This window comes from Caenibius sp. WL (genome assembly GCF_019803445.1).
Lineage (GTDB): Bacteria > Pseudomonadota > Alphaproteobacteria > Sphingomonadales > Sphingomonadaceae > Caenibius.
In genome coordinates this window covers 1215828-1229949 of record NZ_CP081844.1, presented here as the reverse complement: position 1 = coordinate 1229949, position 14122 = coordinate 1215828, and the positions used below count along the sequence as shown (strand labels likewise).

General features: G+C 64.8%; 13 protein-coding genes. 9 read left to right on the top strand and 4 right to left on the bottom strand.

Annotation, left to right across the window (positions count from 1 at the left end):
* Positions 1-105 precede the first annotated feature (105 nt).
* From K5X80_RS05745 to K5X80_RS05735, 3 genes are read left to right on the top strand one after another with little or no spacing between them, the layout of a single operon-like run.
* Entirely contained in the window at positions 106-1074 is a 969-nt protein-coding gene (locus K5X80_RS05745; RefSeq protein ID WP_222560392.1) for an iron ABC transporter permease, read from the top strand.
* Positions 1068-1868 (top strand): ABC transporter ATP-binding protein, encoded by an 801-nt coding sequence (locus K5X80_RS05740; RefSeq protein ID WP_222559884.1) that lies wholly within the window; start codon positions 1068-1070, stop codon positions 1866-1868. Before K5X80_RS05745 ends, K5X80_RS05740 begins: the two co-directional genes overlap by 7 nt.
* Positions 1865-2578, top strand: a complete 714-nt coding sequence (locus K5X80_RS05735) for a phytanoyl-CoA dioxygenase family protein (RefSeq protein WP_222559883.1) — start codon at positions 1865-1867, stop codon at positions 2576-2578. Before K5X80_RS05740 ends, K5X80_RS05735 begins: the two co-directional genes overlap by 4 nt.
* A 14-nt stretch (positions 2579-2592) precedes the next feature.
* On the opposite strand, the gene K5X80_RS05730 is transcribed toward K5X80_RS05735, so the two are convergent.
* Positions 2593-3105 (bottom strand): TetR/AcrR family transcriptional regulator, encoded by a 513-nt coding sequence (locus K5X80_RS05730; protein WP_222560391.1) that lies wholly within the window; start codon positions 3103-3105, stop codon positions 2593-2595.
* Between the two features lie 285 nt (positions 3106-3390).
* Here K5X80_RS05730 and K5X80_RS05725 point away from each other — a divergent pair, with 285 nt between their 5' ends.
* From K5X80_RS05725 to K5X80_RS05705, 5 genes are all read left to right on the top strand, one after another.
* Entirely contained in the window at positions 3391-4338 is a 948-nt protein-coding gene (locus K5X80_RS05725; protein WP_222559882.1) for an SDR family NAD(P)-dependent oxidoreductase, read from the top strand.
* Positions 4339-4431: 93 nt separating this feature from the next.
* Positions 4432-5217: an SDR family NAD(P)-dependent oxidoreductase gene (locus K5X80_RS05720; RefSeq protein ID WP_222559881.1), complete on the top strand. Its 786-nt coding sequence runs from the start codon at positions 4432-4434 to the stop codon at positions 5215-5217.
* A gap of 72 nt (positions 5218-5289) precedes the next feature.
* Positions 5290-7782, top strand: coding sequence for a TonB-dependent receptor (locus K5X80_RS05715; RefSeq protein ID WP_222559880.1), 2493 nt, complete (start codon positions 5290-5292; stop codon positions 7780-7782).
* A 116-nt stretch (positions 7783-7898) separates the two neighbouring features.
* Positions 7899-8339, top strand: coding sequence for a cupin domain-containing protein (locus K5X80_RS05710; RefSeq protein WP_222559879.1), 441 nt, complete (start codon positions 7899-7901; stop codon positions 8337-8339).
* On the top strand, positions 8336-9121 hold the full coding sequence (locus K5X80_RS05705) for an SDR family NAD(P)-dependent oxidoreductase (RefSeq protein ID WP_222559878.1): 786 nt from the start codon (positions 8336-8338) through the stop codon (positions 9119-9121). Before K5X80_RS05710 ends, K5X80_RS05705 begins: the two co-directional genes overlap by 4 nt.
* Before the next feature lie 57 nt (positions 9122-9178).
* On the opposite strand, the gene K5X80_RS05700 is transcribed toward K5X80_RS05705, so the two are convergent.
* The 3 genes from K5X80_RS05700 to K5X80_RS05690 are packed head-to-tail and all read right to left on the bottom strand — an operon-like array spanning position 9179 to position 13305.
* A complete protein-coding gene (locus tag K5X80_RS05700) occupies positions 9179-10711 on the bottom strand; it encodes a DHA2 family efflux MFS transporter permease subunit (RefSeq protein ID WP_222559877.1) in 1533 nt (510 codons plus the stop codon).
* 10 nt (positions 10712-10721) lie between these two features.
* The gene (locus K5X80_RS05695) at positions 10722-11849 is read right to left on the bottom strand and encodes an EmrA/EmrK family multidrug efflux transporter periplasmic adaptor subunit (RefSeq protein ID WP_222559876.1); all 1128 of its coding nucleotides are present in this window, start codon (positions 11847-11849) and stop codon (positions 10722-10724) included.
* Positions 11842-13305, bottom strand: a complete 1464-nt coding sequence (locus K5X80_RS05690; protein ID WP_222559875.1) for an efflux transporter outer membrane subunit — start codon at positions 13303-13305, stop codon at positions 11842-11844. The genes K5X80_RS05695 and K5X80_RS05690 overlap by 8 nt, the downstream gene beginning before the upstream one ends.
* 94 nt (positions 13306-13399) lie before the next feature.
* On the opposite strand from K5X80_RS05690, the gene K5X80_RS05685 reads away from it, so the two are divergent.
* Complete coding sequence (locus tag K5X80_RS05685; protein WP_222559874.1) at positions 13400-14062, top strand: TetR/AcrR family transcriptional regulator; 663 nt, start codon at positions 13400-13402, stop codon at positions 14060-14062.
* Positions 14063-14122: the final 60 nt, after the last annotated feature.

The following is a 14122-nucleotide window of genomic DNA, read 5'->3' as shown; positions in this document are numbered from 1 at the left end:
CCCATATCAACACGACCCCGGGACACAAGCGTGACGGGGCAACCTATCCCATGCGAGGTTTTCGTGCTTCCTTTCTCCCTGCCTGATACGCGCCACCGGCTGCTGATGCCGGTGCTGGGCGTGCTGCTGGCCTGCGCCGCCGGTGCATCGCTCGCGCTCGGCCCCGTCGCTCTTTCGCCCACGCGGATCGTCGCCGCGCTGGCCGGACAAGGCGATCCGATCGCCAGCGTGATCATGCTCGATCTGCGCCTGCCCCGGTTGCTTGTCGGGCTGCTGGTCGGCGGCATGCTCGGCCTCGGCGGGGCGGTGCTGCAAGGTTATCTGCGCAATCCGCTGGCCGAACCGTCCGCGCTCGGCGCTTCCAACGGCGCGGCGCTGGGCGCGGTGATCGCGATCTATTTCGGGCTTATGGAATGGCATGCCGTCGCGCTCCCCCTCATGGCAATTGCCGGGGGGATGCTGGCGCTGGCGCTGCTGTTCGCGCTGGCGGGCCGCGCGGGAACGCCGCTCACGCTGATCCTTGCCGGGATCGCGGTGTCCACGCTGGCCAGCGCGGGCATCAGCCTCGCGCTCAATCTCTCGCCCAATCCGTTCGCCGCGATGGAGATCATGACATGGCTGCTCGGTTCGCTGGAGAACCGCACGCTGGAGCACGTGTGGATTGCCCTGCCTTGCGTCGTTGCCGGGGCCCTGCTCCTGCTCGGCAGCGGCCGGGTGCTCGACGCGCTGAGCCTGGGGGAAGACGCCGCGCGGGCGCTGGGCATGGATCTGGCGCGGGCACGGCTGCCGATTCTCCTCGGCCTTGCCATCGGGGTGGGCGGCGCGGTCGCCGTATCGGGGTCTATCGGCTTCGTCGGCCTGATCGTGCCGCATCTGATCCGCCCGTTTACGGACCGCAGCCCTTCCGCCCTGCTGGCGCCCTCGTTCGCCGCCGGGGCCCTGCTGCTCACGCTGGCCGACACCGCCGTGCGCCTGATCCCGACGCAGGCCGAACTGAAGCTGGGCGTGGTGACGGCATTCCTCGGCGTGCCGGTGTTCCTTGTCCACCTGTTGAAGGAGCGGCACCAATGGTGATGATCGCATGCGAAGGGATCGACGTGCCGCTGGGCGGACGCACGGTGGTGCACGGGATAACCGCGCGGCTCGAACCAGGGAGCCTGGTCGGCGTGATCGGCCCCAACGGCGCGGGCAAATCCACGCTGGTGCGGGCCATGCTCGGCCTCGCGCCCTTGTCGGCGGGCACGGTGCGCATCAGCGATATGCCGCTCCGCCAGTGGGACCGCAAGGCGCTGGCCCGCGCGCTGGCCTATCTGCCGCAGGGCCAGACGCTGCATTGGCCGCTTTCGGTCGGGCGGCTGGTGGCGCTGGGGCGCTTGCCGCATCTCGGCCCGCTGTCGCCCATCGCGGCGGCCGACCGGACCGCGATCGAACAGGCGCTGCACCGCGCCGATGTGCTGCATCTCGCCGGGCGCAACGTGCTCGAACTTTCCGGCGGCGAACGCGCCCGCGTGTTGCTCGCCCGGGCGCTGGCCGTGGGCGCGCAGGGGCTGGCGGTGGACGAACCGCTCGCCTCGCTCGATCCCGGGCACCAGATCGACGTGATGGAACTGCTCGCCCGCGAAGCGCGCACCGGCACGCTGGTGGTCGCGGTGCTGCATGATCTGACGATGGCGGCGCGGTATTGCGATCGGCTGCTGCTGATGCATCGTGGGCGCCTGGTCGCCGATGGCCCACCCGCCACAGTTCTTACCGCCGACAATCTCGCCCGAATCTACGGCATCGGGGCGTTCATCGCGGCAGACGCGGATACGCCGATGATTGTCCCGCTCGGCCGCGTGCCGGCCTCTTCACATAAGGATATGGCATGACCAAAGCCCGGTTCGATCGGGACGGCTACAGCGTTGCCGCGCTGTTCCCGCCCGCACTCATCCAGGCGGCGCGGCAGGATCTGTCCGATCATCTCGACCGGGTGGCCAAGGCGCTGTACCTGCCTTTCGCCGCCAGCCTGCCCGACGAGCCGCTCGGCACCCGGCTCGACCGCGTGTTCCGCGCCAACCGCAGTCTCGCCAATCTGCTCTGCATGGCCTTGCAGACCGATGCCCATTCCGGCCCGCGCCTGCAGGCGCTCGCCCATCGGCCTGAACTGCTGCGCATGGCGGAAGAACTCGCCGGATGCCCGCTGGAAAGCCAGCCGGTGATGCGCATCCGGGCCAATGTCGCCGCGCTGCCCGATTATCTCTATCCCTGGCGGTCGGATGTCGCGTTCGATGACGGTTCGGAATGCGCGCGGTTCCGCATCGCCGCCTGGATTGCGCTGACCGATACCGGGGCGGACCGTTGCGGCCTCGAAATCGCACCTTGCCGGCTCACCGCGCCCAAACCGCACAGCAAGAATCGCGTGCTGTTCATTCCTGACGCGGACGTGGCCGACCTCCCCCGTGCGCGCCCCGATTGCCCGCCCGGTTCGGTGCTGTTTCTCGACCGTTTCACCCCGCATCGCAGCCTGCCCGTGGCGGGCGAAGCGCGCTTTGCCCTGTCGGTCTGGTTCAAGGCGGCGCGGGCGCCGGGCAGGAGCTAACCGGCCGGAGGCGGTCAGTCCGGCGCCAGCCCATCCATGATGATATCCACCAGATCTTCCGGCACGCCTTCGGCCATCTCGCGGTAGCTGAAAATCGTGCGGTAGATGATCGAGCCCACCATCAGGTCATACAGCGCATCGGGTTCGACTTCGGCCCGCATCACCCCGGCCGCCTGCGCTTCACGCACCAGCCGCACCACGGCGGCGCGGGTCTCCTTCTCCGCCGCGATCGCCACCGCGGAAGGGGACCGCTGAGTGGACGGCAGCGCGGCGAGCGCACCCAGCACCGCCGCGCGCATTTCCGGCTTGCGGTAATAGTCCGCCACATACGCGAGAATTTTGCGGATCGCGCCGCGCAGATCGCTGTCCGCCAGATCGGTCGGGAAATCCCACTCGCTGTGATAGGCGATGGCGTTGAACAGATCGGCTTTGGTCGCCCAGCGGCGATAGATGCTCGGCCGCGAGACACCCGCCTCCCGCGCGAGCGCATCAAAACGCAAGCCTTCAACCCCGTCTTCGGCCAACATTTTTCTAACTGCGGCCATTATGGCACGGTCGTTCTCTTCCGAACGCGGTCGCCCTCTCCCTTTTTTATCATCATTTTTCATAAGGTTATATTCTTTTCTAACGACCCATGGCAGGCTCTCGCCCAACGCTGTTCCGGACCTTCTTGCGTGCTCTGAAACATTGCATTCCATTTTGTAATGTATTTAGATAGGAGGCAATGCATAAATCGACGGTCCGACTTCGACAGGGGAATCGGACCGAAGAATGGACCGGAAAACACGGTCGAATCTAGGGAAGCGGTGCATATGGAAGGGATTCACTTCGACGGACGCGTTGCCATCGTCACCGGCGCGGGGCGCGGCCTGGGGCGGCAGTATGCGCTGATGCTCGCCGCACGGGGCGCCAAAGTCGTGGTCAACGATTTCGCCTGCGGCCCCGATGGCTCCCCCGCCGCGGAAAATCCGGCTGACGATGTCGTGCGCGAAATCGAACAGGCCGGCGGCGTGGCCGTGGCCGCCAAGCACAGCGTGACCGACGGAGCGCAGGCGATCGTCGACACGGCGATTTCGCAGTTCGGCCAGCTCGATATCCTCATCAACAATGCCGGGATTTCCGGCGGCGGATGGTTCGCGGAAATCCCCCCGGCCGACTGGCAGCGGATGATCGACACCCATCTGGACGGCACCGTGCGCATGTCACGCGCGGCATGGCCCCATCTGGCGAAAACCGGGGCCGGGCGGATCGTCAATTCGTCCTCCAACGCCTCGTTCGGCGCACCTTTCACCACCCATTATTCCACCGCCAAATCGGCAATGATCGGGCTCACCCGCTCGCAGGCGGCCGAAGGCGCGATGGCGGGCATCACTGTCAATGCTGTCATGCCCGCCGCTTATACGCGGTTGACCGCCCAGATACCCGATCCGATCCTGCGCGATTATCTGGCCACGCATTTCCCGCCGGAACGCGTCGCCGCTTTCGTCGTCTGGCTGCTGTCGAGCGGTATCAACGGCGAAATCTTTTCGGTCGGCGCGGGCCGCGCCGCGCGCGTGGTGCTGGCGGAAGGCCCGGCCGCGCTGGCCACGGAAGACACGCCCGAAGCGTGGGCGGCGCTGGAAAGCCAGGTCATGTCGCTCGACACGATGCGCGCGCCGCTCAGCCTGATGGACGAACTGTGCGAACATCTCGAAGATCTCGGCGGTGAAGCCGCCGGCATTGCGGAGCAGATCCGCAACGTGCCCAACTGGAAACCGTGATGGCCGGGCGGGTGGCCCCGCCACGCGCCGATTGACCCGGACGGCGGCCTTCTCCCCCTATGCGGCCGCCGATCCTCAACAAGGAAGAAGGAAATGAGTGATTTCGCCCAGAAAGTTGCCCTTGTCACCGGTGGTGGTTCGGGCATCGGCCGCGCCGCCTGTCAGCGCATGGCGGCAGAAGGCGCCAGCGTGGTGGTGGTGGACCGCGATGCGGCCACGGCCGAACGCACTGTCGAACTGATTGCCGCCACCGGCGGGCAGGCGATTGCCGTGACGGCCGACATTTCCAGTCAGGCCGACAACATCGCCATGTTCGATGCCGCGGAAAAGGCATTCGGCGGCGTTGACGCAGCGTTCCTCAACGCCGGTATCCTCCAGCCCTACGGCCCGTTCGACAAGCTCAGCGTCGAAACTTTTGATCGTCTGATTGCGGTCAATCTGCGCGGCGCGTTCCTCGGCGCCCAGCAGGCGCAGGCGCGGCTGCGTCCGGGCGGGGCCTGCGTCGTCACCGCTTCGGCCGCCGGGATCATCGGCTTTGCCGAAGCGGCCGCCTATTCGATGTCGAAGCATGGCGTGATCGGCCTCGTCCGCTCGGCCGCCGCTTCGTTCGCAGCACGCAGCCTGCGGATCAATGCGATCTGCCCCGGCATGGTGCTGACCAGCATGAACGGCCTTGCGGCTGTCGAAACGGTTGACGATCCGAACGATCTGACCGATCCTGAATATCGCGGCGCGCTGACTGGGCAACAGGTGGCGGAAGTCGCGCTGTTCCTGCTCAGCCGCCGCGCGGTCGGCCTGAACGGGCAGGCCCAACTGGTGGATGCGGCGTCCCTGTCCGCGTTTCCGCCTCTGCCCCCCGAAGCTCTGTCCGCCAACTGAGGCGGGCCAGCTTCCACTTATCAAAAGAATTCCGATTCCCCCAAATCATCGGAATATTCAAGGGAGTGAGTAATGCGTTATCTGAAGTTGACCGGCACTACGTCAGTGTCGGTGGTTGCCTTGGCTGTGCTCGGCGCCCAGCCCGCCTTCGCCCAGGATGCGGCAACCGATGAAGCAGCCGCCCGCACCGGCGGTGTCCAGGAAATCGTGGTGACGGCGCAGAAGCGTGCCGAAAACCTGCAAAATGTTCCGGTGGCCGTGACGGCCGTGACCTCGGAAGCGATCGCCAACGCGCGGATCGAAAACATTGCCGATCTGCGCTCCATCGCGCCGAACCTCTATGTGGTCACCCAGCCGGGCGGCAGCTCGATCCCGTCCACCGTGATGCGCGGCCAGGTTTCCGGCGCGGCAACGAACCCGACGGTCGACAACGGGATTTCGTACTACATCGATGGCGTCTATCTCGGCGCGCTGAACGGGATCCTGTTCGACATCAACGAAATCGAACGGATCGAAATCATTCGCGGCCCGGCGGGCACCCTGTTCGGCACCAACTCCACCGGCGGCGCGATCAACTACATCACCAGCGGCCCCAAGGGCGAATTCGGCATCAAGCAGGATTTCAGCTATGCCCGCTTCGGTTCGTTCCGCAGCAAGACCCGCATCGACACGCCCGAATGGAACGGGCTGAGCGCGTCGGTCAGCTATCTGCATAACGAAAAGAAGAACAACGTCCGCAATTTCCGCCAGACGACGATCGACTACAGCACGCACACCAGCGGCGAACTCGGCAAGCTGACCTCGGTCAAGCGTCTGGGTGAAAGCACGAACGACGCCGTCCACGTCGCCGTGCGCTGGAAGGATGTGGTCGAAGGCCTGACGCTCGACTACAAATATGATTGGTCGCGCCAGAAGTCGGCTCCGCCGGCTGTTTACCTGCTCGGTTTCCCCGATACCGAAGCCGGGGTCGGTGCCTATCAGATCGTGGCTTCTCAGCCGTTTTTCGGTGGCCCTTCGATCGACGACTATATCCAGACCAAGCGCGGCCGGATTGCTTTCAACGACACCACGACGCAGACGATCACCAAGACCCAGTCGCACCTGTTTGTCGCCAATTATCAGGCGAATGACTGGCTTTCGATCAAGAACACGGCCAGCTGGCGCAGCAACGATCGCAAGGGCTTCACGTCCAACCTCGATGGGGCCGGCGTGATTACCGGGCCGATTGCCTATGATCAACAGGGCAACCCGACAGCCTATGGGCCGATGTCCCTGCTGACGGTGCTGTGCTGCAGCAAGTTGAACCAGTTCAGCAACGAACTGCAGCTCAACATCGATACCGACAAAGTCACCGGCACCCTGGGGCTGTTCCACTATACTCGCCGGACCAAGCCGGGCAGCAACCCTTGGGGTGAAGCAACGACCCATGCGTTCGGTACTTATCCTGGTGGTGCCTACGCAGGCGCGCCCATCAGCGAATTCGATCGCAGCTTCTACTATCGGGTGAAGCAGACGGCTGGCTATGGTCAGCTGACCTATCACCTGACCGACAAGTTCGATATCACGGGCGGCATCCGCTACACGCAGGACGACAAGACGTTCTTCGACGTGGCAGCAGGCGAACCGGGTTCGACTTACCAGTACTCGAAGGGTAACTTCAGCTTCCTCGGCAATATCTCGTACAAGGCCAGTGAAGATTTCATGGCCTATGCCAAGTACAGCACCAGCTTCATCGCTGGCGGTACGTCGGCAGGTTCGATGGCAATCGACAGGGTTACCGGACGCGTCTTCCAGGGCCCGGCCATCGAATATGGCGAAGAAAAGGCCAAATCGTGGGAAGCCGGCGTCAAGACGCAGTGGTTTGACCGCCGTCTGCGCGCCAACCTTGCCGCGTTCCACGTGACCTATAGCGGTCTGCAGACCCCGCAGTTCGCCTTAGACGGTCAGATCATGTCGCCCAGCGGCAATCTTGAGAAGATCATTTCGGCCTCGTACACCGCCAACTTCGGCAAGGCGCGTGCTTACGGTGTGGAATGGGAATTCACGGCCGTTCCGACCGAAGGTCTGACTCTTGGCTGGTCGGGTAGCTACACCGACTTCGACTTCAAGAAGATTTCGAAGGCCATTCTGGATGGCGGTGGCGTTACCAACGTCAAGGATTATCCCGAAGCCCAGCGGCCGAAGTTCATGACCACAGGTTCGGTTCAGTACGTCACGCCGCTGGTCGGTGAAACCACGCTGATGCTTCGCCTCGATGCGGCCTATCGCTCGTCGATCAAGGTCGGCACGGAGAAGTTCAGCAACGCAGGTTTTGTTGCCGAAGGCATCGACTACGACAACCGCTACATGAACGATCTGCTCAACCAGAAGGGTCTGCTGACTCTGAATGCGCGTGCGACGGTGGCGAACATTCCGGTTGGCCCGACCAAGGCAGCGCTTTCCGTCTGGGGTCGCAACATCACCAACAAGCAGCGCCTGAACTTCATTGCCAACACCGGCATTACGGCGGCGGCACTGTTTGACGATCCGGCCACTTACGGGGTCGATCTGTCGATCGAGTTCTGATGCATCGCCAGTGACGAACGGGCCTGCCAGCGTGATCGCGCTGGCAGGCCCTTTTCTTATCTGCCACTCTTATAAAAACAGCGCCCGCAGGGCAGCATACGAGAGGACACACATCCATGCGCACGATTGTGACGACCACGGTTTCCGGCCGATCCCGCGTTCTCAAGGCCGAAGAACTGCCCGGCGATTACTGGGTCAATCTCTGGTCGGTATCTGCCGATGCCCCCCTGGGCGACGAAAGCGCCCAGGGCGATACGTCCTTCCCCCAGGGCGCCGGTTCGGCGAGCTGGAACATCGTTTCCGTTCCGCCGGTGGAGGAAATGCGCGCGCATCTGGCGCAGGGCGTGGACGGGATCGATGCCGATGGCTTCCATCTGACCAACACGGTGGATTTCGTGGTCATTCTCGATGGCCCGGTCGAACTGGTGCTGGATGATGAAAAGATCATGGTCCAACCCGGCGATCTCGTCGTCCAGCGCAACACCAATCATGCCTGGTTCAATCATGGCGACAAGCCGATCCGCCTGCTCGCGCTGATGATGGGTCTGCCTGCATGAGCGCTTCGCTGACAGGCCAGACCGCTCTGGTCACAGGCGGCGCCAAAGGCATCGGCCTGGGCGTCGCCCGCAGCCTCCATAGCGCCGGGGCGCGCGTGGTGATCGCCGATATCGACCGCGACGCTTTCGATGCTTCCGATCTGGCCGGGGAGAGCGACACCGTCCTGTTCGTCGAAGCGGACGCCACCAGCGAAAGCGGGGTGCAGCAGGCCATCGAAACGGCGCAGGCCCGGTTCGGCGGGTTCGATTGCATGGTCTGCAACGCGGGCGGCCCCGCCGGGGCGCTGGGCCGGATCATCGATACCGCGCCGGACAATTTCGACGACGCCATACGGCTGACCCTGCGTTCCGCATTTCTCGGCATTCGCGCCGCCGCGCGGCACATGATCGCGCAGGGCACGGCCGGGCGCATCATCACTATCGGATCGATTTCCGCACAGGCCGCCGGGGCCGGCCCGCCGATCTACAGCGCGGCGAAAGCGGCGCTGGTCCGCCTGACGCAGAACGCGGCGGGCGAACTGGCGCCCCATGGCATTCGGGTGAACAGCATTTCGCCCGGCCTGATCCTGACGGAGAACATGCGCGCCGCCGGGTTCGCGGATGCGCATGTCAGCCAGTTCCAGCCGCTGCACACGGCGGGCCTGCCCGATCATGTCGGGGCAGCGGCGGTATTCCTCGCCAGCGCAGCGGCGGATTTCGTCGCCGGGGCCGATCTCGTGGTGGATGGCGCGGCTCTGGCCGAAGGGATCACGCTTTACGGCAAGCTCGGCTTCAACGGCTGACACGTAGCCTGCCCTGCAATCCTCGAACCCGCCGCCCTGCGCGGCGGGTTTGTCGTTTTAGTGACCCCCGCCCGCCTGCACCGGCCCTTTCGGTTTGGGCGAAAGCCAGATCAGCGCCGCCGCCACGAACAGCGCCCCGGTCGAAAGCAGGAAGACATGGTTGACGGCAATCGCCGTCGCCTGCTGATCGGCCAGACTGGAAATCGTCTGCCAGGATTGCAGCGTGGGCATACCGCTGGCCGACAACTGGGCCAGCGTTTCATCCGGCCGCAGGGAGGAAACGATATCGCTTCGGGAAACGCGCTGCGCATCGTCCCACAAGGTCAGCACGATGGACGCCGCGATTGCGCTGGCCATGGTCCGCAGGAAGTTCTGGAGCCCCGCCGCCGCCGGCACGTCATTCGGCGGCACCGAGCTCAAAGTGATCGTCGTCAGCGGCACGATGAAGAACGGCATCGCGAAGCCCTGCACCATCTGCGGCAGAGCCAGCGTCCAGAAATCGGCATCCGCCGTCCAGTGCGTCGTCCGCCACAAGGCCATCAGCCCCAGCCACGCCATCGCGCAGGACACCATGATCCGGGCATCCACTTTGCCGATCAGCCGCGCGGCGATCTGCGAAGTGACCAGCGCGCTCATCGCGGTGAACGCGGTGACGAGCCCGGCCTGCGTCGCGGTATAGCCCATCGACATCTGCAACCATTGCGGGATCACCACGATACTGGCGAAATAAGTGCCGAAACAGATCGATAACGCCATCAGCCCCATGGAGAAGCCGCGATTGCGGAAGACCCGCAGATTGACCACCGGATGCCTGTCGGTCAGTTCCCATATCAGGAAGACGAGGAAGCCGAGGAACGCGCAGACAGCGAGGGCCAGCACCAGCGGATCGCTGAACCAGTCGTGTTCCCGCCCGATGTCGAGCATGATCTGCAGGCAGCCGATCCAGAACACCAGCAGCAAGAGGCCGACGATATCGATCGGGGTTTTCTGGCGTTCCATTTCCAGCGGCGTCAGCAGCGCAATCGCCGCCAGCGTGATCATCACCGCGATCGGCACGTTGATGAAGAAAATCCAGTGCCAGCTCCAGTTGTCGCTGATCGTGCCGCCCAGGATCGGCCCCAGCGCGGGGCCGAGCAACGTTGTCATCGCCCATATCCCCATCGCTTTGCCGCGCTGTTCGGGCGGATAGAGACGCAGCAGCAGGGTTTGCGACATCGGCATCAGCGGCCCGCCGCAAATCCCCTGCCCGATCCGGCAGAGGACAAGCATGTTCAGCGTGGGCGACAGCCCGCACAGCAGCGAGAACGTGCCGAAGCCGATCATGCTCATCAGGAACACCCGCACCGCGCCGAACCGCTGGGCAAGCCAGCCGGTCAGCGGCACGCAGATCGCCTCGGCCACGGCGTAGGAGGTGATGACCCATGTGCCCTGCGACGCGGAAATGCCCAGATTGCCCGCGATATGGGGGATCGAGACGTTGGCGATGGTCATGTCGAGCACGACCATGAAATTGCTCAGCGCCAGCACCATCCCGGCGATGAAACGCCGCGATGGCGGGATTTTCGAATAGCTGGCCTGATCGGCGGTCACTGCAAGCGTCTCAGTTGCCCGAAAGGTCGATTTCGACTTCCGTCGAAAGACCCACGCGCAGCGGATGCGCCGCCAGTTCCTTCGGATCGAGCTGGATGCGCACCGGCAGGCGCTGCACAACCTTGATCCAGTTGCCGGTGGCGTTCTGGGCCGGGATCAGCGCCATGGAAGCGCCCGTGCCGCCCGCGAAACCCACGACTTTGCCGTGATAGACCACGCTGCCGCCGTAAAGGTCGGCGGTCACTTTGGCGGGCATGCCCACTTTCACCCGGCGAAGCTGGCGTTCCTTGAAATTGGCATCGACATACACGTTGTTCAGCGGAACGATCGTCATGATCGGGCTGCCCTGCGCCACACGCTGCCCCACCTGCACCTGCCGCTTGGTCACCACGCCGTCGATGGGCGCGCGGATCACGGTGCGCTGAAGATCCAGTTGCGCCGATTCCAAACGCGCCTTGGCCGCCATTACCGCGGGATCGGTTTCCTCGGTCGAACCGCGCACCAGCGCTTCGCTGGCGGCAAATTCGCCGACCGCCGCCGAACGGGTCGACTGGGCCTGCGCCAACGCCGCCTTGGCCGTGGCGAAAGCGGCACGGGCCTGCGTCAGTTCCTCACCCGAAACCGCCCCGCTGCCGGCCAGCTTTTCGCGGCGTTGCAGATCGATCTGCGCCTTGTTGAAATCAGCCTGGGCCTGCGCGATCGTCGCTTCGCGGACTTTGACCTGCGAAGCCAAAGAACTGGTGGTCGCCGATGCCTGGCGGAATTTGCGGCGGGCGTCGGCCAGATCGGCTTCCGCCTGCGCCACCGCGATCCGGGCGTCGGAGCCGTCCAGCACCACCAGTATCTGGCCGCGCTTCACGCTGTCGGTATCGCTCACTTTCACTTCGACGGCCTGGGCGGACATCAGCGGCGTGACCTGCGCCATTTCCGCATTCACGTAGGCGTTGTCGGTGCTGACATGATTGCGCCCGATCAGCACGTACCAGAGGCCGATACCCCCGCCGACGATCAAAACCACCACGAGCAACCGCAGAAGCCACTTGCGGCGTATTTCCTGCTGGCGCGCCTTGGCCTCGTCGATCTGCGGGCCGGTGTCGGCCGCGATCGGGGCCTGCTGTATGGGATCGGCTTCAGCCATCGGTTTGATCCTTGGATTCGGAATTGTTCGCAGTCTGGAAACCGCCGCCCAGCGCGCGAATGAGAGCAATGTCGAGCGTATAGGCGCGCGCTTCGAGCGCCGCCACCGTATCGCGCGCGATCAGCAGGCGATCCTCCACGTTCAACACGTCGATATAGGTCGACAGCCCGCCCTGATAGCGCAGCCGGGCGATATCGTAGGCCTGCTGCGAGGCGGCCAGCGCGGCGCGCGCATCGGCCAGACGCTGCGCCAGCATGGTGCGGCTGGTCATCGCATCGGCCACGTCCTGATATGCGCCGAGCACGGTCCGGTCGTAATCCGCCACCGCTTCGTCATACGTCGCCCGCGCGCTGCGATACTGGCCGCTGATCGCCCCGCCATGGAAAATCGGCAGACTGATCGCAGGGCCGACATTGCCGTAGAGCGAATCCTTCTTGAACAGTTGATCAAGGCCCAGCGATTGCAGGCCGATCAGGGCATTGAGGCTGATCGCGGGATAGAAATCCGCCCGCGCCACCTTGATCCGGCTGCCCGCCGCTTCGACCCGGACCAGCGCCCCGGCGATATCCGGCCGCCGCGCGACCAGATCGGTCGTCACCCCGGCGGGAAGCCCGCCCGCTGCCGGAAGGGAAAGCCGGGGCCGGGCGATGTCGAGGCCGCGATCCGGCCCCGCGCCGATCAGCGCGGCAATCTGGTTGGTGCGCAAGGTGATGGCTTCCTGCGCGGCGGCCAGTTCGGCGCGCGCCGTGGCCACGGTGGCATCGGCTTGCCGTTCGCTGCCCCGGGTTTCCAGGCCGTTGCGCTGGCGCTGCGCCACCAGATCGCGGCTGGCGGTGCGCAGTTTCAGCGTCGCCTGCCGGATATCCCGTTCTTCATAAAGGCGGGCGAGATCGGTGTAGGCATCGGCGATTCCGGTGGCCAACGCCAGCCGCGCCTGCTGCGCATCGTAACCGGCCGCCTTTACTTCCGAAGTCGCCGCGGCCAGCGCTGCCCGGTGCTTGCCCCAGAGATCGAGATCGAAGCCGAGACTGGCGCTGACATCGCCGGTATCGAGCCATCCCTGCGGCACGAACTCCTTGGGAAAGCCATTGTTGTAGCTTTGCTTGTTGAGCGAAGCCTTGCCCCCCGCATCCACCGAGGGAAGCAGCGGCGCACCGGCCTGCTGCGCCATCCCCGCCGCCTTGCGGAAGCGTGCGGCGGCGGCGGCCATATCGGGCGAATTGCGCAAGCCTTCGTCGATCAACGCGGTGAGTTGCGGATCGCCGAACGCGGTCCACCAGGTGTCGCCCGGCCATGCCGCCGTTGCGCCGGCGAAGCTGCGGTCGGCCGCAACCGTTTCAGCGGCGCGCGGCACAGGCTTAGGGCCGAGATCGGGAACGGCGGCGCAGCCTCCCAACCCGAAGGAAAGAGCCGCCACCGCGGCGCACACTTGCAAATGCTTACGAGTCGCCGACATAAAACCGTACCAGTCAGTATCCGGGCACGGGGCATTGAGCCCCGAAAGAAAACTTGTCAACGAAAAAATCGTACTATATGGTACGGTTCCAGTCATGACACTTTCGGAATGCAAAGCGAGCCGCCGCGAAACCCGGCGGCAGGACAGGCGCGACGCCATACTGGCTGTCGCCGAACAGTATTTTCGTGAACATGGCTATTCCGCCACCACCATGTCGGCCATTGCCGCTGCGCTGGGCGGATCGAAAGGCACCCTGTGGGCCTATTTCCCGTCCAAGGAAGCGCTGTTCACCGCTGTCGTCGATCAGGCGACCACCGCGTTCCGGGCGCAATTGTCCGCGACGCTCAATCCCGAAGGGGATATCCAGCCCTCCTTGCGCAATTTCTGTCTGCGCCTGCTGGAAAAGGTCGTTTCACCCGAAGCGATCGCGTTGCATCGCCTGATCGTGGCCGAGGCAGGCCGCTTCCCCGAACTGGGCCGGATTTTCTACGAACGTGCGCCGCGCCTCACCACCGCCCTGCTCGCGGACTTCCTCGACGGGGCGATGAAGCGCGGGCAACTGCGCGCCGATACACCGCTGGATGCCGCCCATTTCCTGATGCAGATGTGCGTGTCGCGCAGCCAGCAGCAATTGCTGTTCGGCCTGACGGACCGAGTGGATGCCGTGCGGGCCACGGCCGACGTCGACCGGGCGCTGGACCTGTTCATGCGCGCCTACGCACCCGGACAGCCTGCCACTTCCCCGACACACACTTGATCCAGAAGGCCGGAACGGGAACGCTCACCCGCTCCGTTCCGGCCATCGGTCTTCCCCGTG

Excerpts from the sequence above, each read along its gene's own strand:
- K5X80_RS05730 (WP_222560391.1), bottom strand. The coding sequence starts at position 3,105 with ATGTTGGCCGAAGACGGGGTTGAAGGCTTGCGTTTTGATGCGCTCGCG.
- K5X80_RS05705 (WP_222559878.1), top strand. The coding sequence starts at position 8,336 with ATGAGCGCTTCGCTGACAGGCCAGACCGCTCTGGTCACAGGCGGCGCC.
- K5X80_RS05740 (WP_222559884.1), top strand. The coding sequence starts at position 1,068 with ATGGTGATGATCGCATGCGAAGGGATCGACGTGCCGCTGGGCGGACGC.
- K5X80_RS05715 (WP_222559880.1), top strand. The coding sequence starts at position 5,290 with ATGCGTTATCTGAAGTTGACCGGCACTACGTCAGTGTCGGTGGTTGCC.
- K5X80_RS05710 (WP_222559879.1), top strand. The coding sequence starts at position 7,899 with ATGCGCACGATTGTGACGACCACGGTTTCCGGCCGATCCCGCGTTCTC.
- K5X80_RS05725 (WP_222559882.1), top strand. The coding sequence starts at position 3,391 with ATGGAAGGGATTCACTTCGACGGACGCGTTGCCATCGTCACCGGCGCG.
- K5X80_RS05690 (WP_222559875.1), bottom strand. The coding sequence starts at position 13,305 with ATGTCGGCGACTCGTAAGCATTTGCAAGTGTGCGCCGCGGTGGCGGCT.
- K5X80_RS05695 (WP_222559876.1), bottom strand. The coding sequence starts at position 11,849 with ATGGCTGAAGCCGATCCCATACAGCAGGCCCCGATCGCGGCCGACACC.
- K5X80_RS05735 (WP_222559883.1), top strand. The coding sequence starts at position 1,865 with ATGACCAAAGCCCGGTTCGATCGGGACGGCTACAGCGTTGCCGCGCTG.
- K5X80_RS05720 (WP_222559881.1), top strand. The coding sequence starts at position 4,432 with ATGAGTGATTTCGCCCAGAAAGTTGCCCTTGTCACCGGTGGTGGTTCG.
- K5X80_RS05745 (WP_222560392.1), top strand. The coding sequence starts at position 106 with ATGCCGGTGCTGGGCGTGCTGCTGGCCTGCGCCGCCGGTGCATCGCTC.
- K5X80_RS05685 (WP_222559874.1), top strand. The coding sequence starts at position 13,400 with ATGACACTTTCGGAATGCAAAGCGAGCCGCCGCGAAACCCGGCGGCAG.